This is a genomic window from Planococcus sp. CPCC 101016 (assembly GCF_007859295.1).
Taxonomy (GTDB): domain Bacteria; phylum Bacillota; class Bacilli; order Bacillales_A; family Planococcaceae; genus Planococcus.
This window is the reverse complement of the sequence record NZ_VOHB01000006.1, coordinates 96,043-112,736: the sequence shown is the minus strand read 5'-3', so window position 1 is coordinate 112,736 and position 16,694 is coordinate 96,043. Positions and strand designations below refer to the sequence as shown.

The following is a 16,694-nucleotide window of genomic DNA, read 5'->3' as shown; positions in this document are numbered from 1 at the left end:
GATCTGTTGGAGCAAGGGAGCTTTAGCTGCCTTGCACACAGACAATGAGGAGGCCACAATACATGCAAAGCGAAAAAGAACGCATTTTGGACATGGTTGAGAACGGTACGATTTCAGCGCGGGAAGCGGTAGAGTTGCTGCGCGCTATAGATGGCAGCAGTTCTTCTCCGAATGAACCAAATTATGGCCGCAACAATCATAGAGACAAGGCGAGCAAGCGCGGATTTTTCAGACCGGAAGATATTGTGAAAAAAGTGTCGAAAGATTTTTCGAAGAACGTTTCAAAAAATGTCTCGAAAAATGTTTCCCGTGACTTTAACGATATGGGCAGCCGGATGATGGACTTTATGCAATCTTCCGTCGGCAAATTAAAGACAATGGAATTCGACTCGCCGTTTGGTGAAGCAGTTCAATTCAGCCATACATTTACAGATGAAATGACAGACTTGAATACGATCATTGCAGATATTGCCAATGGGCAATTGGAAATTTTCCCCTCACAGGATGGACTGCTGCGTGCAGAATGCAGTGTTAAGGCATACCGTTCAGAGTCGCCTGCTCAAGCGAAAGAGGATTTCCTGGACAAATTTGTATTTATTGCAGATGACCACAAATTACGGATTATCAGTGACTTGAAGACCACTCAAGTTAACGTCGTTCTTTATGTTCCGGAAGCTTCTTACGAACACATCACTGCCCGGTTATTCAACGGTGGGTTCACGATGAAACGGATTGATGCTTCTTTGATCAAAGTGAAAACGGCAAACGGCAAAATTGATTTAAAGCATGCAGAGTTTGATGATGCAGAACTGGAAACGGCCAATGGTGCGATCCACGTCCAGGAAACAAAAGGCAAGGTCTTAGAGGCGGAAACTTTGAATGGCCGCATTTATATTGACGGCGATATTCAGACAATCGTTTCCAAATCGCTAAATGGCAATATTGTTGCGACGACGCGCTGCAAAGAAGCACGCAAGCTTGAAACAAAAACTTTAGCAGGGAACATTGAGCTTTATATTCCGTCTCATCTGCCGTTAAAAGGCGAAGTTTCTTCAAACCTTGGCAAAATGGATGTATTGCTATCGGATATTGACAGCACGCACGAGCAAGGACAATTTATGCAAAAATCGATCCGGTTCTCTAAACAGGGGACTGAACCGGCTGCTGCTCCATTATTGGTTTATGGAGAAACCAAAACAGGTTCCGTTCTTCTTCGGTACTTAACAATTGAATAAGACATTCCTTTAGCCGGCACGGGTAAGTTGTGCTGGCTTTTTTTTGGATTCACATAGTTGGTGTTTTTGTGGTTTTTATTTTACGATGTGAATAAAAGAAAGGTTTTGGGATATGATAGCTTCTATTTTGGTCGGGTTCACAATTCTTCTGATGCTGCTCAATCTGTATTACTTCTTTACAAATCAACAGCATAAAGAAAGTTATATTCATACTTCATTATTTACGAAGCTATTTCTCATCATGACGGTAGTTACTTTCGGATTTGCTGTCATTTATTATCTTCTGGCTTTTAACAACGACGTCTTAAGGCTTAATGATGAATCAGGGAGAAGAGCGGGAGAAAATTTTTGGGATTATTTATACTTTAGTGGAGTGACGATACTATCCATCGGTTATGGAGATTATGTGCCGATGGGCTATGCCCGCTTTTTTGCTATTGTTCAAGCAGCATTAGGATTGCTTTTGCCGTCTGCTTATTTTGTTAAAGCGTTCGATGAAATGGGTATGCATGAAAAAGAAGGACAAGGAAATCGAAGCGATAAAAAAAGTGAAGAAAATTGACCGAAATCAGGAGGAGATCGTGTGAACAAAAATAATGCTGCTACTGTAAAAGAAGCTTTTGACGAATTGCTAAATGACACTGCGATTCAGCAGGCTCTTGCATTTATTGAACAGGATCATCAGCGGACAATCGAGGAACAGATTGCCTTAACAGAAATTCCAGCTCCACCTTTTAAGGAACAGCGGCGTGCCCAAAACTTCATGGAACGTCTTGAGGATCTTGGTTTAGAAGATGTTCGCATGGATAACGAAGGGAATGCGTATGGATTGCGTAAAGGACAAGGCCAGGGTCCGAAAATCTTTGTATCGGCTCACTTGGATACAGTCTTTCCGGAGGGTACCGACACGACTGTCCATGATAGGGAAGGTGTGCTTCATGCACCTGGAATCGGAGACGATACCCGCGGGCTGGCTGAGTTGTTGGCAGTTGTGAGAGCATTTAACGAGGCGGAAATTAAAAATAGCGGAGACATCATTTTTGGCGGAACAGTCGGCGAGGAGGGTGCCGGTGATTTACGTGGTGTAAAGGCTTTCTTTACGGAACATGAAGACATTGATGCTTTTCTTTCGCTGGATGGTCCAGGCTATAATTTCATTACGTATTTAGCTACGGGCAGTTATCGCTACAAAGTTACATACAAAGGTCCGGGAGGCCACAGCTTTGCAGCTTTCGGCACCCCGAGTGCTACACATGCTCTGGGTAGAGCGATGGCTGCCATTGCTGACCTAGAAACGCCGGATCAACCCAAAACAACTTTTTCAATCGGACAGATTTCCGGCGGCACATCGGTCAACGCCATTGCACAGGAAGCGTCTATGCTAGTTGATCTCCGCTCTAATGATCAACACGAGCTGGACAAATTGGAAGAGCGCTTTTTGGCAATCGTGGAAGAGGCAGCTCAAGCTGAAAATGCACGTTGGGGCGATGATCGCCTGCGCGTCGAAACCGACCGTTTCGGCAACCGTCCACCCGCAAGCCAATCAGCTGATGAGCCGATTGTGCAGGTGGCAAGCGCTGCAATTCGGGCACTTGGGGCAGAACCACAATTGAAGGAACCGAGCAGCACCGATGCCAATTATCCGATGAGTATCGGAATACCGGCCATCACCATAGGGTTGGGTGGAGAGTTTGACAAGGCACATACTTTGGAAGAATGGCATGACCCTAAAAATGGTCATTTGGCTATCCAAAAAAGTTTAATGACAATTTTGGGGTTGGTTGGAGTAGAAAAAGTCAGCCCGCCGTTGCTTTAGAAAACAAAAAACGGACAGCCATCATAGGGCTGTCCGTTTTATTTTATTTCGGGATAGAGCTCTTGTAGAAAATCAATTGATTTTCTGATTAATTGCTTCAGTACATCCAAATCCACATCTTCGACTTTATTGATATAGACGCAGCCTTTTCCGCTGGTATGTTTTCCGAATTTCTCAAGCAAGGGACCCCGGTCTTCATCGCCTGTTGCGAAATACAGGCTGATCTTCGCTTTGCGTGGCGAAAAACCGACAAGTGGTGCGTTACCTTCGTGACCAGTTTTATACACATAATGGTAGGACCCGAATCCAATAATGCTGGATCCCCACATTCTAGCTGGAAAACCGCTTGTCTGTTCAAATAGTTCAAGTAATCTATAGGCATCCTGTCGCTTTTTAGGATGTTCGACTGATTCAAGGAATTGAATCACATCAGCATCTGTTTCTCTTGTTTTTTGCTCGTACATACCGTTATCCCTCTTTTCTTTAGAATATGGTTTTACAAACAATGCATCGCTTTCTCGGCTTCATCCCAAGGAACTTTATAGCCCTGGCCTTTAGCACAAAAAATGGAGGTAGAGGTATACAGGGGATCCGCAGTTTTCACATAGCCAATAAGATCGATTACTTCCTCTTGATTATGACAGAAATCATAGCCATCAAATAACAGGCTAAGCACACCTTTGCCGTGAGTGAAAGATGCAAATTCAGTGCTGTAATTCATAAATGTCGCGACCGGTACACGACCCGTTATCATTGTTTTTCCATCCTTTGTTTCAGGCGCATCAAATTTTCCATATGCTTGTTGAATGTCTGATAGCACTTTCCCCATTTGCTCAAGATCCACTTTAATCTTGAAGCGGTACATGGGTTCGAGTAAACGATTTTGTGCTTTTTCCAATCCTTGGCGAAGTGCACGGAAAGAGGCCTCTCGGAAGTCGCCGCCTGAAGTGTGTTGGTTATGTCCGCGTCCGGTTACTAGAGTAGCTTTCATATCCGTGACAGGAGAGCCGGTCAGCAAACCATGGTGGACGCGTTCGGTCAGATGATGCAGGATAAGGTTTTGGTGGCCGACAGATAAAGCGTCAGCATGACAGGCATTAGCCACTTGAAAGCCGCTGCCGCGTTCGCCGGGCTCCAACTTAAGATGAACTTCCGCATAATGACGAAGCGGTTCAAAGTGGCCGTACCCGATGACCGGAAACTCAAGGGTTTCTTTATACAGAATTTCAGGTTTTCCAAATCGGACCGTCTGCCCGAAGCGTTCGGGCAGCACTTGCGCCAAAACCTCCAATTGAATAGTTCCCATAACTTGGATCTGGATTTTTTGGAAATATTCATCCCAGAAAACGGATAAGGAAGGATCTTCGGCACCAAGAATTTTGAAACTGGCTAGCACTTCTTTTGCATTGAAGGAAGAATCAAAAAGAACAGTTGATTTTAATGTAGGAACTACGTCAAAAGTAGTTTTTTCCTGTAAGACACCGAGGGTATCGCCAATAGACGCTTCTGTCAATCCAGCAATCCCAAACAGTTCGCCCGCCTGTGCCTGTTCAACTGTCTGGAATTTATGGCCGTTGTACATGCGGATTTGCGTCACTTTTTCCTGAATCCGTTCTGGACCATATGATAATTTGTCACGAACCTGGAGGGTTCCACTGAAAGCTTTCAAGTAACAGATCCGGTTGCCGTTTTCGTCATGGCGGATTTTGTAGATTTGAGCTCCGAATTCTTCGTTTGCTGAATAATTGCTGACTGTCAACTGGTCGAGCTGTATCAGAAACTCGAGTACGCCAATATCCTGCAGCGCGGACCCACTGGCGCAGGGAAAGAGTTGATTAGTTTCAATCATTCTTTGGGCTGCCTTCAGCCAAAGACCTTCTTGGTACCCGGCATCCAAGTACAGATTCAGTAATTCTTCGTTTCGTTCAGCGATAAATTCAATCAGTTCTTCATTCATGCTCCCGCTTGTTGAGAATGCAGTAAGATCAAACGCATCCTTTGTAAAGTTCGAGCGAATTTCCTCTAGTACGCCTGCAGGATCGGCTCCTTCACGATCGGTTTTATTAATGAAGAAAAAAACCGGCACTTTATGTTTTTGAAGAAGCTGCCATACGGTTTCAGTATGTCCCTCAATGCCGTCAACCGCACTGATAAGAATAATGGCGTAATCCATGACTTGAATCGAGCGTTCCATTTCCGGAGAAAAGTCGACATGTCCTGGCGTATCAATGAGAAAATAAGTTGATCCGTTGAAAGTAAAGCTGGCTTGGTCGGCGAAAATTGTAATGCCGCGGCTTTTTTCAATGGCGTGACTGTCTAGAAAAGCGCTTTGATGATCGACTCGGCCACGCTGGCGAATGCTTTTTGTATGATAGAGCAACTGTTCTGAAAAAGTCGTTTTGCCGGCATCGACATGCGCAAGAATTCCGATGGTTTTGTTCATGATGTCACCTCTTAACTTCAGTTTAGCAGAATTAATAGCCGACAATAAGAAAAACGTGAAAGCCCTGAAGGCGTCCACGTCGAGGAGTAATTGAGTTAATACGTCATAATGAATGGCTTGCTTCAAAGCAAGCAATGCCGAAACAGATGCCGAGGGCACAGCGTTTTCGGTAAACAGCCGATTTAAGTAATTCGACTTCTTGTTTATGGGTCATAAAGCCGCATTCCACAAGTATGGCTGGCATGTGAGTATCCCGCAAAACTGCAAAATCGCCTTGTTTGACTCCGCGGTCTTTGCGGCCTGTCACCTGGACAAGAGAGCTTTGAACCCTGGTTGCAAGTTTGCGGGTTGCCTGCTGTGGATTGCTGTAGATAAAGGTTTCCAAACCATGTGCAGAGTTGAAAGTTTGACCAGATGCATTTGCGTGAATGGAAATGAAGATGTCCACTTTCAAACGATTTGCGAGTTTTGTGCGTTCATGCAGCGGAACGTCCAAATCGTTTTGATGACTGAAGAAAACACTATGGCCATCCAGGATCAAGCGATCTTTAACTTCTTTTGCAACCGCAGAGTTAAACTGGAATTCTCGGAGCCGTCCATCCGGTGAACGCTTTCCAGCTGTCTCCGGACCGTGTCCGGCATCAATCATGATCTTCATTATAAAAAACCTCCTTTTGCCGTTTATATAGCAGGAGGAACCTGGAATGGGGACAAAAATCTTCAAATTTATTTTTTCCATGTTAAAATAAAAGCAAACCGCATGTAAAAAGAACAACTTCGATGAAAATTCGAAATAATGCGTGGATAAGGAATGAGGGGTAACAAAATGGGACAAGTAACAACGAAACAAGTGATGGAAATGTTCGAGCTGGATTTGATCAGCGGCGAAGAAGGCATCGGCCGCCATATTCCAATCAGCGATATTTCAAGACCCGGTTTGGAAATGGCCGGCTATTTTACTCATTATCCGGCAAACCGTGTACAGCTGCTCGGCAAAACCGAGCTTTCTTTTTTTTCCATGCTATTACCGGAAGAGCGGCTGGACCGTATGATGAAACTATGCACCGACGATACACCGGCCATTATCGTTTCGCACGGTGTTCCAGTTCCGGAAGAATTGGTTATTGCTTCAAGCAGCCGTCATGTTCCAGTTATGACCACTCCAATGTCAACAACGCGCTTTTCCAGTTTACTAACAAATTTTTTAGAAAGCCAATTGGCACCGACAACGGCCATCCATGGTGTGCTTGTTGATATTTACGGTGTAGGCGTTTTGCTGACAGGAAAAAGCGGTGTCGGTAAAAGTGAAACAGCGCTGGAACTTGTCAAAAAAGGACATCGTCTGGTGGCAGATGATTGTGTGGAAATACATCAGGAAGGCGAGAATACATTGGTCGGCCATTCTCCAAAACTGATAGAGCACTTGCTCGAAATTCGAGGAGTCGGAATCATCGATATTATGACTTTGTTTGGAGCAAGCGCTATTCGGACGTTCAAACGTATATCCTTGGTTATCGATCTGGAGATTTGGGATCAGGATAAAACCTATGACCGTCTTGGACTTGAAGAAGAAAAGATGAAAATTATTGATACGCATCTGACAAAGCTGACAATTCCTGTTCGTCCTGGGCGAAATTTATCCGTCATTATAGAAGTTGCTGCGATGAACTATCGATTGAAGCGGATGGGCATCAATGCTGCTGAAGAATTTTCAAAGCGTTTAAATGACGTTATTGCACAGGATACAAACTAAGCGAATAGGAAGGTGCACGAAATGTTTTCATTACTGGCTACAATAGACCCAATCGCTTTTTCGCTCGGTCCGATAACCGTACGCTGGTATGGTGTTATCATTGCTGCAGGGATTGTCATTGCCTTTTTGGTGGGGCAGCGTGAAATGGTCAAACGGGGTTTGCATCCCGAATATTTAACTGATTTACTGATTTGGGCGGTGCCGTTGGCGATTGTCGGTGCCCGCATTTATTATGTGGCGTTCGAGTGGGAGCATTACAGAAATAATTTAGGTGATGTGATCGCTATTTGGAATGGCGGCATCGCGATTCATGGGGCATTGATTGCATCAGTGATTGTTGCTTATGTATTTACTAAAAAACGCAATACTTCATTTTTAAAAGTAGCAGATATTTTAGCGCCAAGTATTTTAATCGGCCAAGCGATTGGCCGGTGGGGTAATTTCATTAATCAGGAAGCCCATGGCGGCGAAGTGTCCCGTACCTTCCTGGAGAATCTGTTCATTCCGGATTGGATCATTAATCACATGTACATAGATGGCGCTTATTACCATCCGACTTTCTTGTATGAATCCATGTGGAGTCTTGTAGGCATCATCATTTTGCTGTTGCTTCGGAAAGTCAATTTGGTACGCGGGGAATTATTTTTCTTCTATATGATTTGGTATTCTGTTGGACGTTTCTTTATCGAAGGCATGCGGACGGACAGCTTGTACGTAGTTGGTGAACTTCGTGCTGCACAGCTGGTCTCAGTAGTCGCCATCATCATCGCGGTGGTATTCATTGTTTACCGCCGTGCAGCAATTAAAAATCCGCCACGATATAAAGACAAATAATCAAGAAATGAGCGATCTGATGTCGACACTGAAAAATGGATTGAAAGCTGGGCTGAAGACGACTTGGGCATTGGGGAAAATTATTTTTCCTATCACCCTGCTCGTCACGATGCTTCAATATACACCGGTTCTGCCATTCATCATCGATTTGGTAGCGCCAATTATGGGTTTATTTGGTTTAAGCGGAGATGCAGCCATTCCGCTGGTTTTGGGAAATGCCTTGAATCTCTATGCCGGAATAGCTGGTATTCTGTCACTGGATTTGACGGTTAAAGAAGTCTTTATTCTGGCCGTCATGCTTTCTTTCTCGCATAATTTGTTCATTGAAACCGGTGTAGCGCTGAAAGTTGGCGTCAAACTATGGGTGGTTCTGTTTGTACGCTTCGGTTTGGCCGGACTATCGGCCATCTTCATTAACCTGCTGTGGAAAGGCGGGGGTGAAGTGGCGCAATACGGTTTCGCACCTGAAGCAGTTGCGGCACCTGAAAATTGGATGGGGATCTTCCTGATTGGACTGGAAAAAGCTTCATTCGGTGTGCTGCAATTGGCAATGATCGTCATTCCATTGATGATCATGATTCAAATTCTGAAAGATAAAAAATACTTGGAGAAAATATCCGCCATGCTCGGACCATTGACCCGCCTATTGGGTGTAGAGAAAAATGCTTCCTTGACGCTTGCTTCCGGATTAATCTTCGGACTGGCGATGGGAGCAGGAGTAATGATACAGGCGGTGCAAGAAGACGGCGTCAGTAAGAAGGATGCGACATTGGTGTTTATTTTCTTGGTGGCCTGCCATGCTATCGTGGAAGATACCCTTATTTTTATCCCGCTTGGTATTCCAATATGGCCGTTGTTGGCAATTCGTGTGGTTACGGCTCTAGGACTGACAATCTTTGTTTCCTATATGTGGCGTAAATCAGAAGAAAAACAGAAGGAAGTGTTTTCTACATGACAGTAAAAAAAATCAATACGCTATTATTCGATTTTGATGGGACTTTGCTGGATACCAATGAACTGATCATCCAGACTTTCCTGTCCGTGCTGGATGAACATTATCCGGGCCGTTTTGACCGGGAGGATGCCTTGCATTTTATCGGTCCCTCACTGGAACAGACGTTTATGGCGATCGATCCGGATCGTGTAGAAGAGCTGACAGCTCAGTACCGCAGCATCAACCGGACTTTGCATGACGAGTTGGTGGAAGAATACGACGGCGTTGCAGAAACACTGCGTCTGTTGAAGGCGCAAGGACTTAAAATGGCGATTGTATCGACAAAGAGAAGTGAAACGATTCGCCATGGCCTTCAGTTGATGGGCGTTAGCGATGTCTTCGATGTACTGGTCGGCTTGGACCATGTCACGAATCCAAAACCAGATCCGGAACCTTTGCATCTGGCATTGGAGCAGTTAGGCGCTTCGGTTGATGAAGCGTTGATGATCGGCGACAACTCGCATGACATCGAAGGCGGAAAAAATGCTGGAGTTCGTACAGCAGGAGTTGCTTGGGCTGCAAAAGGCGAAGAATTTTTGGCGGGCTTTAACCCGGACTATATGCTTCAGCACATCAGCGATTTGCTGGAACTGACAAAAGAGGCTGTAAAATGAGAAACACACAACGCCATTTTGTGGAAGGTCCGAATTCGCTTTGGCATATTTACAAAACTGTACCTTTTTGGAAGGTCGCCAAGAATTTCCTGGTGATTCAGACAGCCAGGTATACGCCGTTTTTGCCGATGAAAAACTGGATGTATAAAACATTTCTCAAAATGAAAATAGGAGAGCACTCCTCTTTTGCGTTGATGGTCATGCCGGATGTCATGTTTCCGGAAAAGATTGTGGTCGGACGTAACTCGGTAATCGGTTACAATACGACGATCCTTGCACATGAATATTTAATAGATGAATACCGGCTCGGCGATGTGGTCATCGGAGACCGCGTCATGATCGGTGCAAACACCACGATTTTGCCCGGCATCACGATTGGAAACGGCGCCATTGTTTCCGCTGCCACGCTCGTCCATAAAGATGTGCCAGCTGGAGCTTTTGTCGGGGGAAATCCGATGAGCATCATTTATACAGCTGAACAAATGGCAGAGCGCCAAGCAAAATCCTGAAAGCATCCATTGCTTTCAGGATTTTTTTCGAGTATATCTCTTGACGATGGATGGAAAATTGCGTTAAAATAATTATTACTTCACCACATTAGCGAACTAAAGTAAAATAACCAATATTAGGGAGTTTTATGAATGACCATACAAATGTTCGAGAAACCATTAGGCATGAGAGACGATTTTCCATTTATTGCAAAAAAGAAAGCCGAGTTGCGCGCGAATGGCACCACGATGATTCAACAGGCAGGTTATGATCTGCTGCAGACGCCAACTTTGGAATACTATGAAACCATCGGCAAAATATCCGCGATCGCTGATAATGCACTTTTTAAATTGCTCGATAGCCAAGGAGAAACATTGGTTTTGCGTCCGGATATGACGTCACCCATCGCCCGTGTTGCGGCCTCTAAGTTATTGAAAGAAAAGATGCCCGTAAGACTCGGCTATTATTCAAACGTTTTTCGCGCCCAAAAAAGAGAAGGCGGACGTCCTGCTGAGTTTGAGCAGATGGGTGTAGAGCTGATCGGGGACAATTCCTTATATGCCGATGCAGAAGTCATCATCTTGGCTTGGAATATTTTAAAGAATTTAGATGTTAAATCCAGCCGCTTCGTTATCGGCCATACGCAATTGCTGCAGCTGATTCTTGAGGATTTCGGTTTGGATCAGCCGCAAATAGAAAAAGTGCGAAGCGCTTTCGTTTCAAAGAACAGTGTAGGCTTCGAAAGCTTGGCGAAGCAATTGACCATAGCGCCTTCTCAATGGGAGTCATTTATTGGTTTGATGTCAACTTCTACAGTGGAAGAATGGCAGCAGTGGATCGACCCTCATAATGCCAGACAAGCCGCGTTATTCGAAGACATGAAAAAACTGAAAAAAATATTGGATCGCAGTGGTTTGGCCGATGCGGTTACTTATGATTTGTCATTTAACAGCCACATGACTTATTACACTGGATTGGTATTTGAAGTTTATGGAGCAGGGAGCGGCTTTTCGCTTGGAAACGGCGGGCGCTATGACGGCCTGATGAAGCAATTTGGGCTGCAGGTCGGTGCAACCGGATTTGGACTGCGTGTCGATCGCCTGCTGGAAATCATTTCTGCTGTTTCCGAGCAGGAAGAACATACATTGATCCTATTTGATGAACTGCATGAAGACGAGGCGTTCGATGAAGCACAAAAGCTTCGACTACAAGGCGTACGCGTGACCCTGCAATTTGCTCCTGCTGTTGGAGCTGTTGAGGAATTCAGCAAACACTTCAGCAATGTCCTACGATTGGAAGGTGCCAACTGATGGATGCATTAACGATTGCTATGCCGAAAGGCAGAATATTTGAGGAAGCTTACGAGTTATTGGTGAAAGCTGGTTACGACTTGCCAAAAGAACTCGATGATTCGCGTAAACTGATTGTCGAAGCGCCAAATGAAAATATTCGCTTTATCCTGTCCAAACCGATGGATGTTCCGGCTTATGTGGAACATGGAGTAGCGGATATCGGCATCGCTGGAAAAGACGTTATGCTCGAGCATGATCGGGATGTCTATGAATTGTTGGACCTCGGAATCAGCCGCTGCTATATCGCAACAGCCGGTATGCCGAACACTCCGATGAATGAAGTGACGCCGCGCGTCGCGACCAAATATCCAAAAGTAGCTTCACAGTATTATAGAGGCAAAGGCGAACAAGTCGAAATTATCGAATTGAACGGTTCGATTGAACTGGCACCGATGATCGGCTTGGCCGATCGAATCGTAGATATCGTTTCCACAGGCAAAACACTGAAGGAAAATGGATTAGTCGAATATGAGAAGATTGTCGATATCACATCGCGCTTGATTGCCAATCCGGTAAGTTATCGCTTGAAGCAAAAGCGCATTACGGAACTTGTGGATAAGTTGAGAAAGCAGGCGAGCTTATGAAAGTAACGCGTTTATCGTCGGGGATCTCTATAAGAAGAACGATTGCGGAAGGAACCGGGAACCAGGTTGGGGCAGTAAAAGACATTGTTCAAGATGTAAAGGATAATGGAGATCAAGCCATGTTCCGTTACGCAGAAAAGTGGGACGGTGCACAATTGTCAGCGCTGCGTGTAACGGATGAAGAAATAGCGCAGGCTGTTGCACGTTTTGATAGCCAATTGTTGGAGGATTTGACGGAAGCGGCGGCCAATATCCGACGTTATCATGAAAATCAGCAGCAGCCAGGATACCGTCAGGACAATGAAGATGGTTCATATGTGGCTCAGCGCGTCACGGCTATCGAATCAGCTGGTCTGTATGTGCCAGGTGGAACAGCCGCTTATCCATCCTCGGTGCTGATGAACGTTATTCCTGCTCAAGTCGCAGGCGTTGCGCGCATCGTGCTTATTTCACCTCCAGGAAAAGATGGAACTTTATCGGATGGCGTTTTGGCAGCAGCTCACATTCTGGGCATAGCGGAAGTCTACAAGTCTGGCGGCGCCCAAGCTATAGCCGCTTTGGCGTATGGTACAGAGTCCATCGCGCCGGTCGATAAAATTACCGGTCCCGGAAATATCTTCGTGGCTTTGGCCAAGCGTGAAGTCAATGGCGATGTCGCCATTGATATGATTGCAGGGCCAAGTGAAATCGCCATAATAGCGGATGACTCCGCATACGCCGATGAAGTGGCGGCAGATTTGCTGTCACAGGCAGAACATGATCCAATGGCCAGTGCAGTTCTGTTGACTACGAGTAAAAGCTTGGCTGAGGCCGTTTCTAAAGAAGTGGACCGGCAAGTAGCGAGTCTGCCGCGTGAGGCGATTGCTAATGCAGCGATAGCGGACCATGGCATGATTTATCTGGGAGAGTCGATAGAAGAGTTGATCGAAGCCGCCAATCAATTGGCTCCTGAACATTTGGAAATCATGACGGAAGATGCCGAAACGGTAGCGGACAAAATCCGCCATGCAGGTGCGATTTTTATTGGACGCTATTCGTCTGAGCCAATCGGTGATTATTTTGCTGGGACCAATCACGTCTTGCCGACCAACAGCACGGCACGTTTTTCGAGTGCGTTATCTGTTTATGATTTTATTAAACGAACCAGCATTGTCCGCTACAGCGAACAGGCATGGCAAAGCAATAAAGATAAAATCGCCCGTCTGGCGCGTCTTGAAGGCTTAGAAGGGCATGCACGTGCAGTGGAATCGCGGTCGTGGGAAAAGGGGAATGAGCAATGAGACAAGCTGAAATTAAACGAAACACGAATGAAACCAAAATAGCCATAAATTTTTCATTGGATGGAGAAGGCCAATCGGTAATTGATACAGGAGTGCCGTTTATGGACCATATGCTGGATCTCTTTATCAAGCATGGTCTATTTAATGGCGATATCAAAGCGGATGGCGATACTCATATCGACGATCACCACACGACAGAAGACATCGGCATCGTGCTTGGACAAGCTGTAAAAGAAGCCCTCGGCGACAAAAAAGGCATACGCCGCTACGGCAATGCTTTTGTACCAATGGACGATGCGTTGGCGCAAGTGGTCATCGATTGTTCAAATCGTCCGCACCTGGAATTCCGCTGTGAACTTCCGAATGAGAAAGTAGGAACCTTCGATACTGAGCTAGTTCATGAATTTCTTTGGAAATTTGCGCTCGAATCACGCATGAATGTTCACGTCATCGTTCATTATGGAAAAAACACACACCATATCATAGAGGCGGTGTTCAAAGCATTGGCGCGGGCGCTTGATGAGGCTACTAGCATTGATCCGCGCGTCAAAGGAGTGCCATCGACGAAGGGGCTGCTAACATGATCATAGGCATCATCGATTACGGTATGGGCAATTTGTTCAGTGTTGAACAGGCGTTGAAAAAACTGGAATGTACAGTTATCGTCTCAGACGATCCTGCTGTCCTATTGGAAGCGGAGGGCATCCTTCTGCCGGGAGTAGGGGCATTTCCGGATGCAATGGAATTGCTGAATCAAAAAAGGCTATCGGAATTTATCCAATCCCTGCCGGATAAAAACATTCCGCTTCTTGGAATCTGTCTCGGCATGCAATTACTATATGAAGACAGCTCAGAAGTGAAACCGACCAGAGGCCTGGGATTATTGAGTGGCCAAATACGCCGGTTTGAAAAAGGCACGTACCGGATCCCGCATATGGGTTGGAACCGTCTGGAGTTTTCACGTGTACCCTATTGGCTGGATGAAGTATTAAGCGATACCCACGTTTATTTTGTCCATTCCTTTTTAGCGGTAAACACAAAAGAGGAAGAAGTTTGGGCGACAGCAAGCTATGGCAATCTGGATGTTCCGGGAGTGGTTGGAAATGGACTGATTACGGGCATGCAATTTCATCCCGAAAAATCAGGCGATTTTGGCCATTATTTATTAGAGCAATGGATTGCAAATGTCAGGAGGAACCTAAATGACTAAGTTTCAGATTTATCCGGCCATCGATTTAAGGGATGGCAAATGCGTACGCCTTTTCCAAGGAGATTATGCCCAGGAGACCATTTACGGAGATTCGCCGGTCGAAATGGCAAAGAAATTCGTGGAAGCCGGAGCACAGTGGATACATATGGTCGATTTGGACGGCGCTAAAGACGGCGTGCGGGTCAATGACCAAGTTGTCATCGAAGCTGCAAAGCTAGGTGCCAGAGTGCAAGTAGGCGGCGGCATCCGGACCCGTGAAGACATTCAGCATTATTTATCAAACGGTGTTGCACGGGTGATCATCGGCAGTTTAGCGATCCGCAATCCTGAACTTGCCGTTTCCTTTATCGAAGAATTCGGTGCTGAACAGATTGTCATCGGTATTGATGCTAAAAATGGCATGGCAGCGACAGAAGGCTGGATTGAGACATCTGGCCAGGCGGCGACAGAAGTGGCGAATTATTTTGCCTCTAAAGGAGCCAAGCATTTTATCTACACTGATATTGCGACAGACGGTACATTGGCCGGACCGAATATCGAAGCCAATAAAATTTTAGTTGATTCTGAAGAAGCAGAAATCATCGTTTCAGGAGGGATCGGCTCACTTGAGGATGTTCTAAAGGTTAAAGAAGCCTCTGCGCAAAGCAATATAGCAGGTGTGATCATAGGTAAAGCTTTGTACGAAAAAAGGTTTACCTTGGAGGAGGCATTATCATGCTGACAAAACGCATCATTCCATGTTTGGATGTGAAAGAAGGGCGCGTCGTTAAAGGCATCAGTTTCGTTTCGCTTCGTGATGCGGGAGATCCCGTTGAACTGGCACGCTTTTACGATAAACAGGGAGCGGACGAGTTGGTGTTTTTGGACATATCAGCTTCTCATGAAGGCAAAGAAACGATGGTTGAAGTAGTCAAAATTGTTGCAACGGAGCTGTCGATTCCTTTTACGGTAGGCGGCGGCATCCGCAGCCTGGAAGACATGAAACGCATGCTTCGTGCCGGTGCTGATAAGGTATCGCTGAACACGGCGGCGCTTGACCGTCCCGAATTGATCAAAGAAGGCGCCGACTTTTTCGGTTCCCAGTGTATCGTCGTAGCCATTGACGCTAAGAAGAACGGCGAGAGTTGGGACGTCTATACACACGGCGGGCGCAACAAAACCGGGTGGAATGCCATTGAATGGGCGAAAAAGAGCGTTGAGCTCGGAGCTGGCGAACTGCTGTTGACCAGTATGGACAAAGACGGCTCAAAAGATGGATTTGATCTGGAACTGACTCAAGCTGTTCGTGAAGCGGTTGAAGTGCCGGTCATTGCCAGCGGCGGTGCGGGCAATAAAGAACATTTCAGCGAAGTCTTTAAAGCAGTGGATGCCGATGCAGCATTGGCCGCATCCATTTTCCATTACAAAGAAACCAGTGTGGCTGAAGTAAAAGAGTATTTGCGGAAAGAGGGAGTGAATGTCCGATGACAACGATAAAATACGATCAAGACGGGCTGATTCCCGTCATTATTCAGAATGCTGAAACAAAAGAAGTGTTGACTTTGGCTTATGCCAATGAAGAAGCTGTCCAAAAAACGATGGAAACCAATGAAACCTGGCTTTATTCAAGAAGCCGCAAAGAATTGTGGAACAAAGGGGCGACAAGCGGCAATACCCAGCAAGTGACTGCGGTCCGGTTGGATTGCGACGGCGATTCATTGATCTATGAAGTGATTCCAAATGGGCCTGCCTGTCATACCGGCCAGGACAGCTGCTTTTTTGAAACCATCCACGGAGAACGCAATGAATCCCCAGGAGATATGTTCGGGCAGTTGACTTCATTAATCAAAAAGCGGGAAGAAGAAATGCCTGAAGGTGCGTATACAACATACCTGTTTGAAGAAGGCGTAGATAAAATCTGCAAAAAAGTGGGCGAAGAAGCGTCTGAAGTCATCATTGCAGCGAAAAATCGGGATGCTGAGGAATTGTCAATGGAAGCAGCTGATTTGTTCTATCACGTATTAGTGCTTCTGCAGGAACAAAAAGTGGAGTTTAGCCAAGTGGTTGATGTATTAAAAGAGCGCCACGCTACAAAAACGACAAGTAAATAA

At 45.7% G+C, this 16,694-nt stretch carries 19 protein-coding genes; 16 read left to right on the top strand and 3 right to left on the bottom strand.

Annotation, left to right across the window (positions count from 1 at the left end; genetic code table 11):
• Positions 1-62 precede the first annotated feature (62 nt).
• The 3 genes from FQV26_RS16990 (at position 63) to FQV26_RS16980 (ending at position 3,051) form a co-directional block, all read left to right on the top strand.
• Entirely contained in the window at positions 63-1,235 is a 1,173-nt protein-coding gene (locus FQV26_RS16990) for a DUF4097 family beta strand repeat-containing protein (protein ID WP_146559075.1), read from the top strand.
• Between the two features lie 112 nt (positions 1,236-1,347).
• Positions 1,348-1,797 carry a potassium channel family protein gene (locus tag FQV26_RS16985; RefSeq protein WP_146559073.1) on the top strand — a complete coding sequence of 150 codons (450 nt, stop codon included), beginning with the start codon at positions 1,348-1,350 and terminating at the stop codon, positions 1,795-1,797.
• Between the two features lie 21 nt (positions 1,798-1,818).
• On the top strand, positions 1,819-3,051 hold the full coding sequence (locus tag FQV26_RS16980; RefSeq protein WP_186760031.1) for a M20/M25/M40 family metallo-hydrolase: 1,233 nt from the start codon (positions 1,819-1,821) through the stop codon (positions 3,049-3,051).
• Between the two features lie 38 nt (positions 3,052-3,089).
• Here FQV26_RS16980 and FQV26_RS16975 read toward each other — a convergent pair whose 3' ends face one another.
• The 3 genes from FQV26_RS16975 to FQV26_RS16965 form a co-directional block, all read right to left on the bottom strand.
• Complete coding sequence (locus FQV26_RS16975) at positions 3,090-3,515, bottom strand: DUF1801 domain-containing protein (RefSeq protein WP_146559071.1); 426 nt, start codon at positions 3,513-3,515, stop codon at positions 3,090-3,092.
• Positions 3,516-3,547: 32 nt separating this feature from the next.
• Positions 3,548-5,494, bottom strand: a complete 1,947-nt coding sequence (locus FQV26_RS16970; RefSeq protein WP_146559070.1) for an elongation factor G — start codon at positions 5,492-5,494, stop codon at positions 3,548-3,550.
• 103 nt (positions 5,495-5,597) lie between these two features.
• Positions 5,598-6,152: an N-acetylmuramoyl-L-alanine amidase family protein gene (locus FQV26_RS16965; protein WP_146559068.1), complete on the bottom strand. Its 555-nt coding sequence runs from the start codon at positions 6,150-6,152 to the stop codon at positions 5,598-5,600.
• Positions 6,153-6,320: 168 nt separating this feature from the next.
• Here FQV26_RS16965 and hprK point away from each other — a divergent pair, with 168 nt between their 5' ends.
• From hprK to hisIE, 13 genes are all read left to right on the top strand, one after another.
• Positions 6,321-7,247: an HPr(Ser) kinase/phosphatase gene (gene hprK, locus FQV26_RS16960; RefSeq protein WP_146559066.1), complete on the top strand. Its 927-nt coding sequence runs from the start codon at positions 6,321-6,323 to the stop codon at positions 7,245-7,247.
• A gap of 21 nt (positions 7,248-7,268) precedes the next feature.
• The gene (lgt, locus tag FQV26_RS16955; RefSeq protein WP_146559064.1) at positions 7,269-8,081 is read left to right on the top strand and encodes a prolipoprotein diacylglyceryl transferase; all 813 of its coding nucleotides are present in this window, start codon (positions 7,269-7,271) and stop codon (positions 8,079-8,081) included.
• 19 nt (positions 8,082-8,100) lie between these two features.
• On the top strand, positions 8,101-9,036 hold the full coding sequence (locus FQV26_RS16950) for a nucleoside recognition domain-containing protein (RefSeq protein WP_146559062.1): 936 nt from the start codon (positions 8,101-8,103) through the stop codon (positions 9,034-9,036).
• The gene (gene ppaX / locus FQV26_RS16945) at positions 9,033-9,689 is read left to right on the top strand and encodes a pyrophosphatase PpaX (RefSeq protein ID WP_146559060.1); all 657 of its coding nucleotides are present in this window, start codon (positions 9,033-9,035) and stop codon (positions 9,687-9,689) included. The genes FQV26_RS16950 and ppaX overlap by 4 nt, the downstream gene beginning before the upstream one ends.
• Positions 9,686-10,198: an acyltransferase gene (locus FQV26_RS16940; protein WP_146559058.1), complete on the top strand. Its 513-nt coding sequence runs from the start codon at positions 9,686-9,688 to the stop codon at positions 10,196-10,198. The genes ppaX and FQV26_RS16940 overlap by 4 nt, the downstream gene beginning before the upstream one ends.
• Before the next feature lie 132 nt (positions 10,199-10,330).
• Positions 10,331-11,488: an ATP phosphoribosyltransferase regulatory subunit gene (locus FQV26_RS16935; RefSeq protein ID WP_146559056.1), complete on the top strand. Its 1,158-nt coding sequence runs from the start codon at positions 10,331-10,333 to the stop codon at positions 11,486-11,488.
• Entirely contained in the window at positions 11,488-12,114 is a 627-nt protein-coding gene (gene hisG / locus FQV26_RS16930) for an ATP phosphoribosyltransferase (protein WP_146559054.1), read from the top strand. The genes FQV26_RS16935 and hisG overlap by 1 nt, the downstream gene beginning before the upstream one ends.
• Positions 12,111-13,394 carry a histidinol dehydrogenase gene (gene hisD / locus FQV26_RS16925; RefSeq protein ID WP_146559052.1) on the top strand — a complete coding sequence of 428 codons (1,284 nt, stop codon included), beginning with the start codon at positions 12,111-12,113 and terminating at the stop codon, positions 13,392-13,394. The genes hisG and hisD overlap by 4 nt, the downstream gene beginning before the upstream one ends.
• Positions 13,391-13,978 (top strand): imidazoleglycerol-phosphate dehydratase HisB, encoded by a 588-nt coding sequence (gene hisB, locus FQV26_RS16920; RefSeq protein ID WP_146559050.1) that lies wholly within the window; start codon positions 13,391-13,393, stop codon positions 13,976-13,978. The genes hisD and hisB overlap by 4 nt, the downstream gene beginning before the upstream one ends.
• A complete protein-coding gene (gene hisH / locus FQV26_RS16915; protein WP_146559048.1) occupies positions 13,975-14,604 on the top strand; it encodes an imidazole glycerol phosphate synthase subunit HisH in 630 nt (209 codons plus the stop codon). The genes hisB and hisH overlap by 4 nt, the downstream gene beginning before the upstream one ends.
• Positions 14,597-15,325, top strand: coding sequence for a 1-(5-phosphoribosyl)-5-[(5-phosphoribosylamino)methylideneamino]imidazole-4-carboxamide isomerase (hisA, locus tag FQV26_RS16910; protein WP_146559046.1), 729 nt, complete (start codon positions 14,597-14,599; stop codon positions 15,323-15,325). The genes hisH and hisA overlap by 8 nt, the downstream gene beginning before the upstream one ends.
• Positions 15,319-16,071: an imidazole glycerol phosphate synthase subunit HisF gene (hisF, locus tag FQV26_RS16905; RefSeq protein ID WP_146559044.1), complete on the top strand. Its 753-nt coding sequence runs from the start codon at positions 15,319-15,321 to the stop codon at positions 16,069-16,071. Before hisA ends, hisF begins: the two co-directional genes overlap by 7 nt.
• Positions 16,068-16,694: a bifunctional phosphoribosyl-AMP cyclohydrolase/phosphoribosyl-ATP diphosphatase HisIE gene (gene hisIE / locus FQV26_RS16900; RefSeq protein ID WP_146559042.1), complete on the top strand. Its 627-nt coding sequence runs from the start codon at positions 16,068-16,070 to the stop codon at positions 16,692-16,694. The genes hisF and hisIE overlap by 4 nt, the downstream gene beginning before the upstream one ends.

What these genes read in the sequence shown, in the direction of transcription:
- FQV26_RS16950 (WP_146559062.1), top strand. Translation starts at nt 8,101, where the DNA reads ATGTCGACACTGAAAAATGGATTGAAAGCTGGGCTGAAGACGACTTGG.
- hisB (WP_146559050.1), top strand. Translation starts at nt 13,391, where the DNA reads ATGAGACAAGCTGAAATTAAACGAAACACGAATGAAACCAAAATAGCC.
- lgt (WP_146559064.1), top strand. Translation starts at nt 7,269, where the DNA reads ATGTTTTCATTACTGGCTACAATAGACCCAATCGCTTTTTCGCTCGGT.
- hisA (WP_146559046.1), top strand. Translation starts at nt 14,597, where the DNA reads ATGACTAAGTTTCAGATTTATCCGGCCATCGATTTAAGGGATGGCAAA.
- FQV26_RS16965 (WP_146559068.1), bottom strand. Translation starts at nt 6,152, where the DNA reads ATGAAGATCATGATTGATGCCGGACACGGTCCGGAGACAGCTGGAAAG.
- FQV26_RS16940 (WP_146559058.1), top strand. Translation starts at nt 9,686, where the DNA reads ATGAGAAACACACAACGCCATTTTGTGGAAGGTCCGAATTCGCTTTGG.
- hisH (WP_146559048.1), top strand. Translation starts at nt 13,975, where the DNA reads ATGATCATAGGCATCATCGATTACGGTATGGGCAATTTGTTCAGTGTT.
- ppaX (WP_146559060.1), top strand. Translation starts at nt 9,033, where the DNA reads ATGACAGTAAAAAAAATCAATACGCTATTATTCGATTTTGATGGGACT.
- FQV26_RS16985 (WP_146559073.1), top strand. Translation starts at nt 1,348, where the DNA reads ATGATAGCTTCTATTTTGGTCGGGTTCACAATTCTTCTGATGCTGCTC.
- FQV26_RS16935 (WP_146559056.1), top strand. Translation starts at nt 10,331, where the DNA reads ATGACCATACAAATGTTCGAGAAACCATTAGGCATGAGAGACGATTTT.
- FQV26_RS16990 (WP_146559075.1), top strand. Translation starts at nt 63, where the DNA reads ATGCAAAGCGAAAAAGAACGCATTTTGGACATGGTTGAGAACGGTACG.
- hprK (WP_146559066.1), top strand. Translation starts at nt 6,321, where the DNA reads ATGGGACAAGTAACAACGAAACAAGTGATGGAAATGTTCGAGCTGGAT.
- hisF (WP_146559044.1), top strand. Translation starts at nt 15,319, where the DNA reads ATGCTGACAAAACGCATCATTCCATGTTTGGATGTGAAAGAAGGGCGC.
- hisG (WP_146559054.1), top strand. Translation starts at nt 11,488, where the DNA reads ATGGATGCATTAACGATTGCTATGCCGAAAGGCAGAATATTTGAGGAA.
- hisD (WP_146559052.1), top strand. Translation starts at nt 12,111, where the DNA reads ATGAAAGTAACGCGTTTATCGTCGGGGATCTCTATAAGAAGAACGATT.
- FQV26_RS16970 (WP_146559070.1), bottom strand. Translation starts at nt 5,494, where the DNA reads ATGAACAAAACCATCGGAATTCTTGCGCATGTCGATGCCGGCAAAACG.
- hisIE (WP_146559042.1), top strand. Translation starts at nt 16,068, where the DNA reads ATGACAACGATAAAATACGATCAAGACGGGCTGATTCCCGTCATTATT.
- FQV26_RS16975 (WP_146559071.1), bottom strand. Translation starts at nt 3,515, where the DNA reads ATGTACGAGCAAAAAACAAGAGAAACAGATGCTGATGTGATTCAATTC.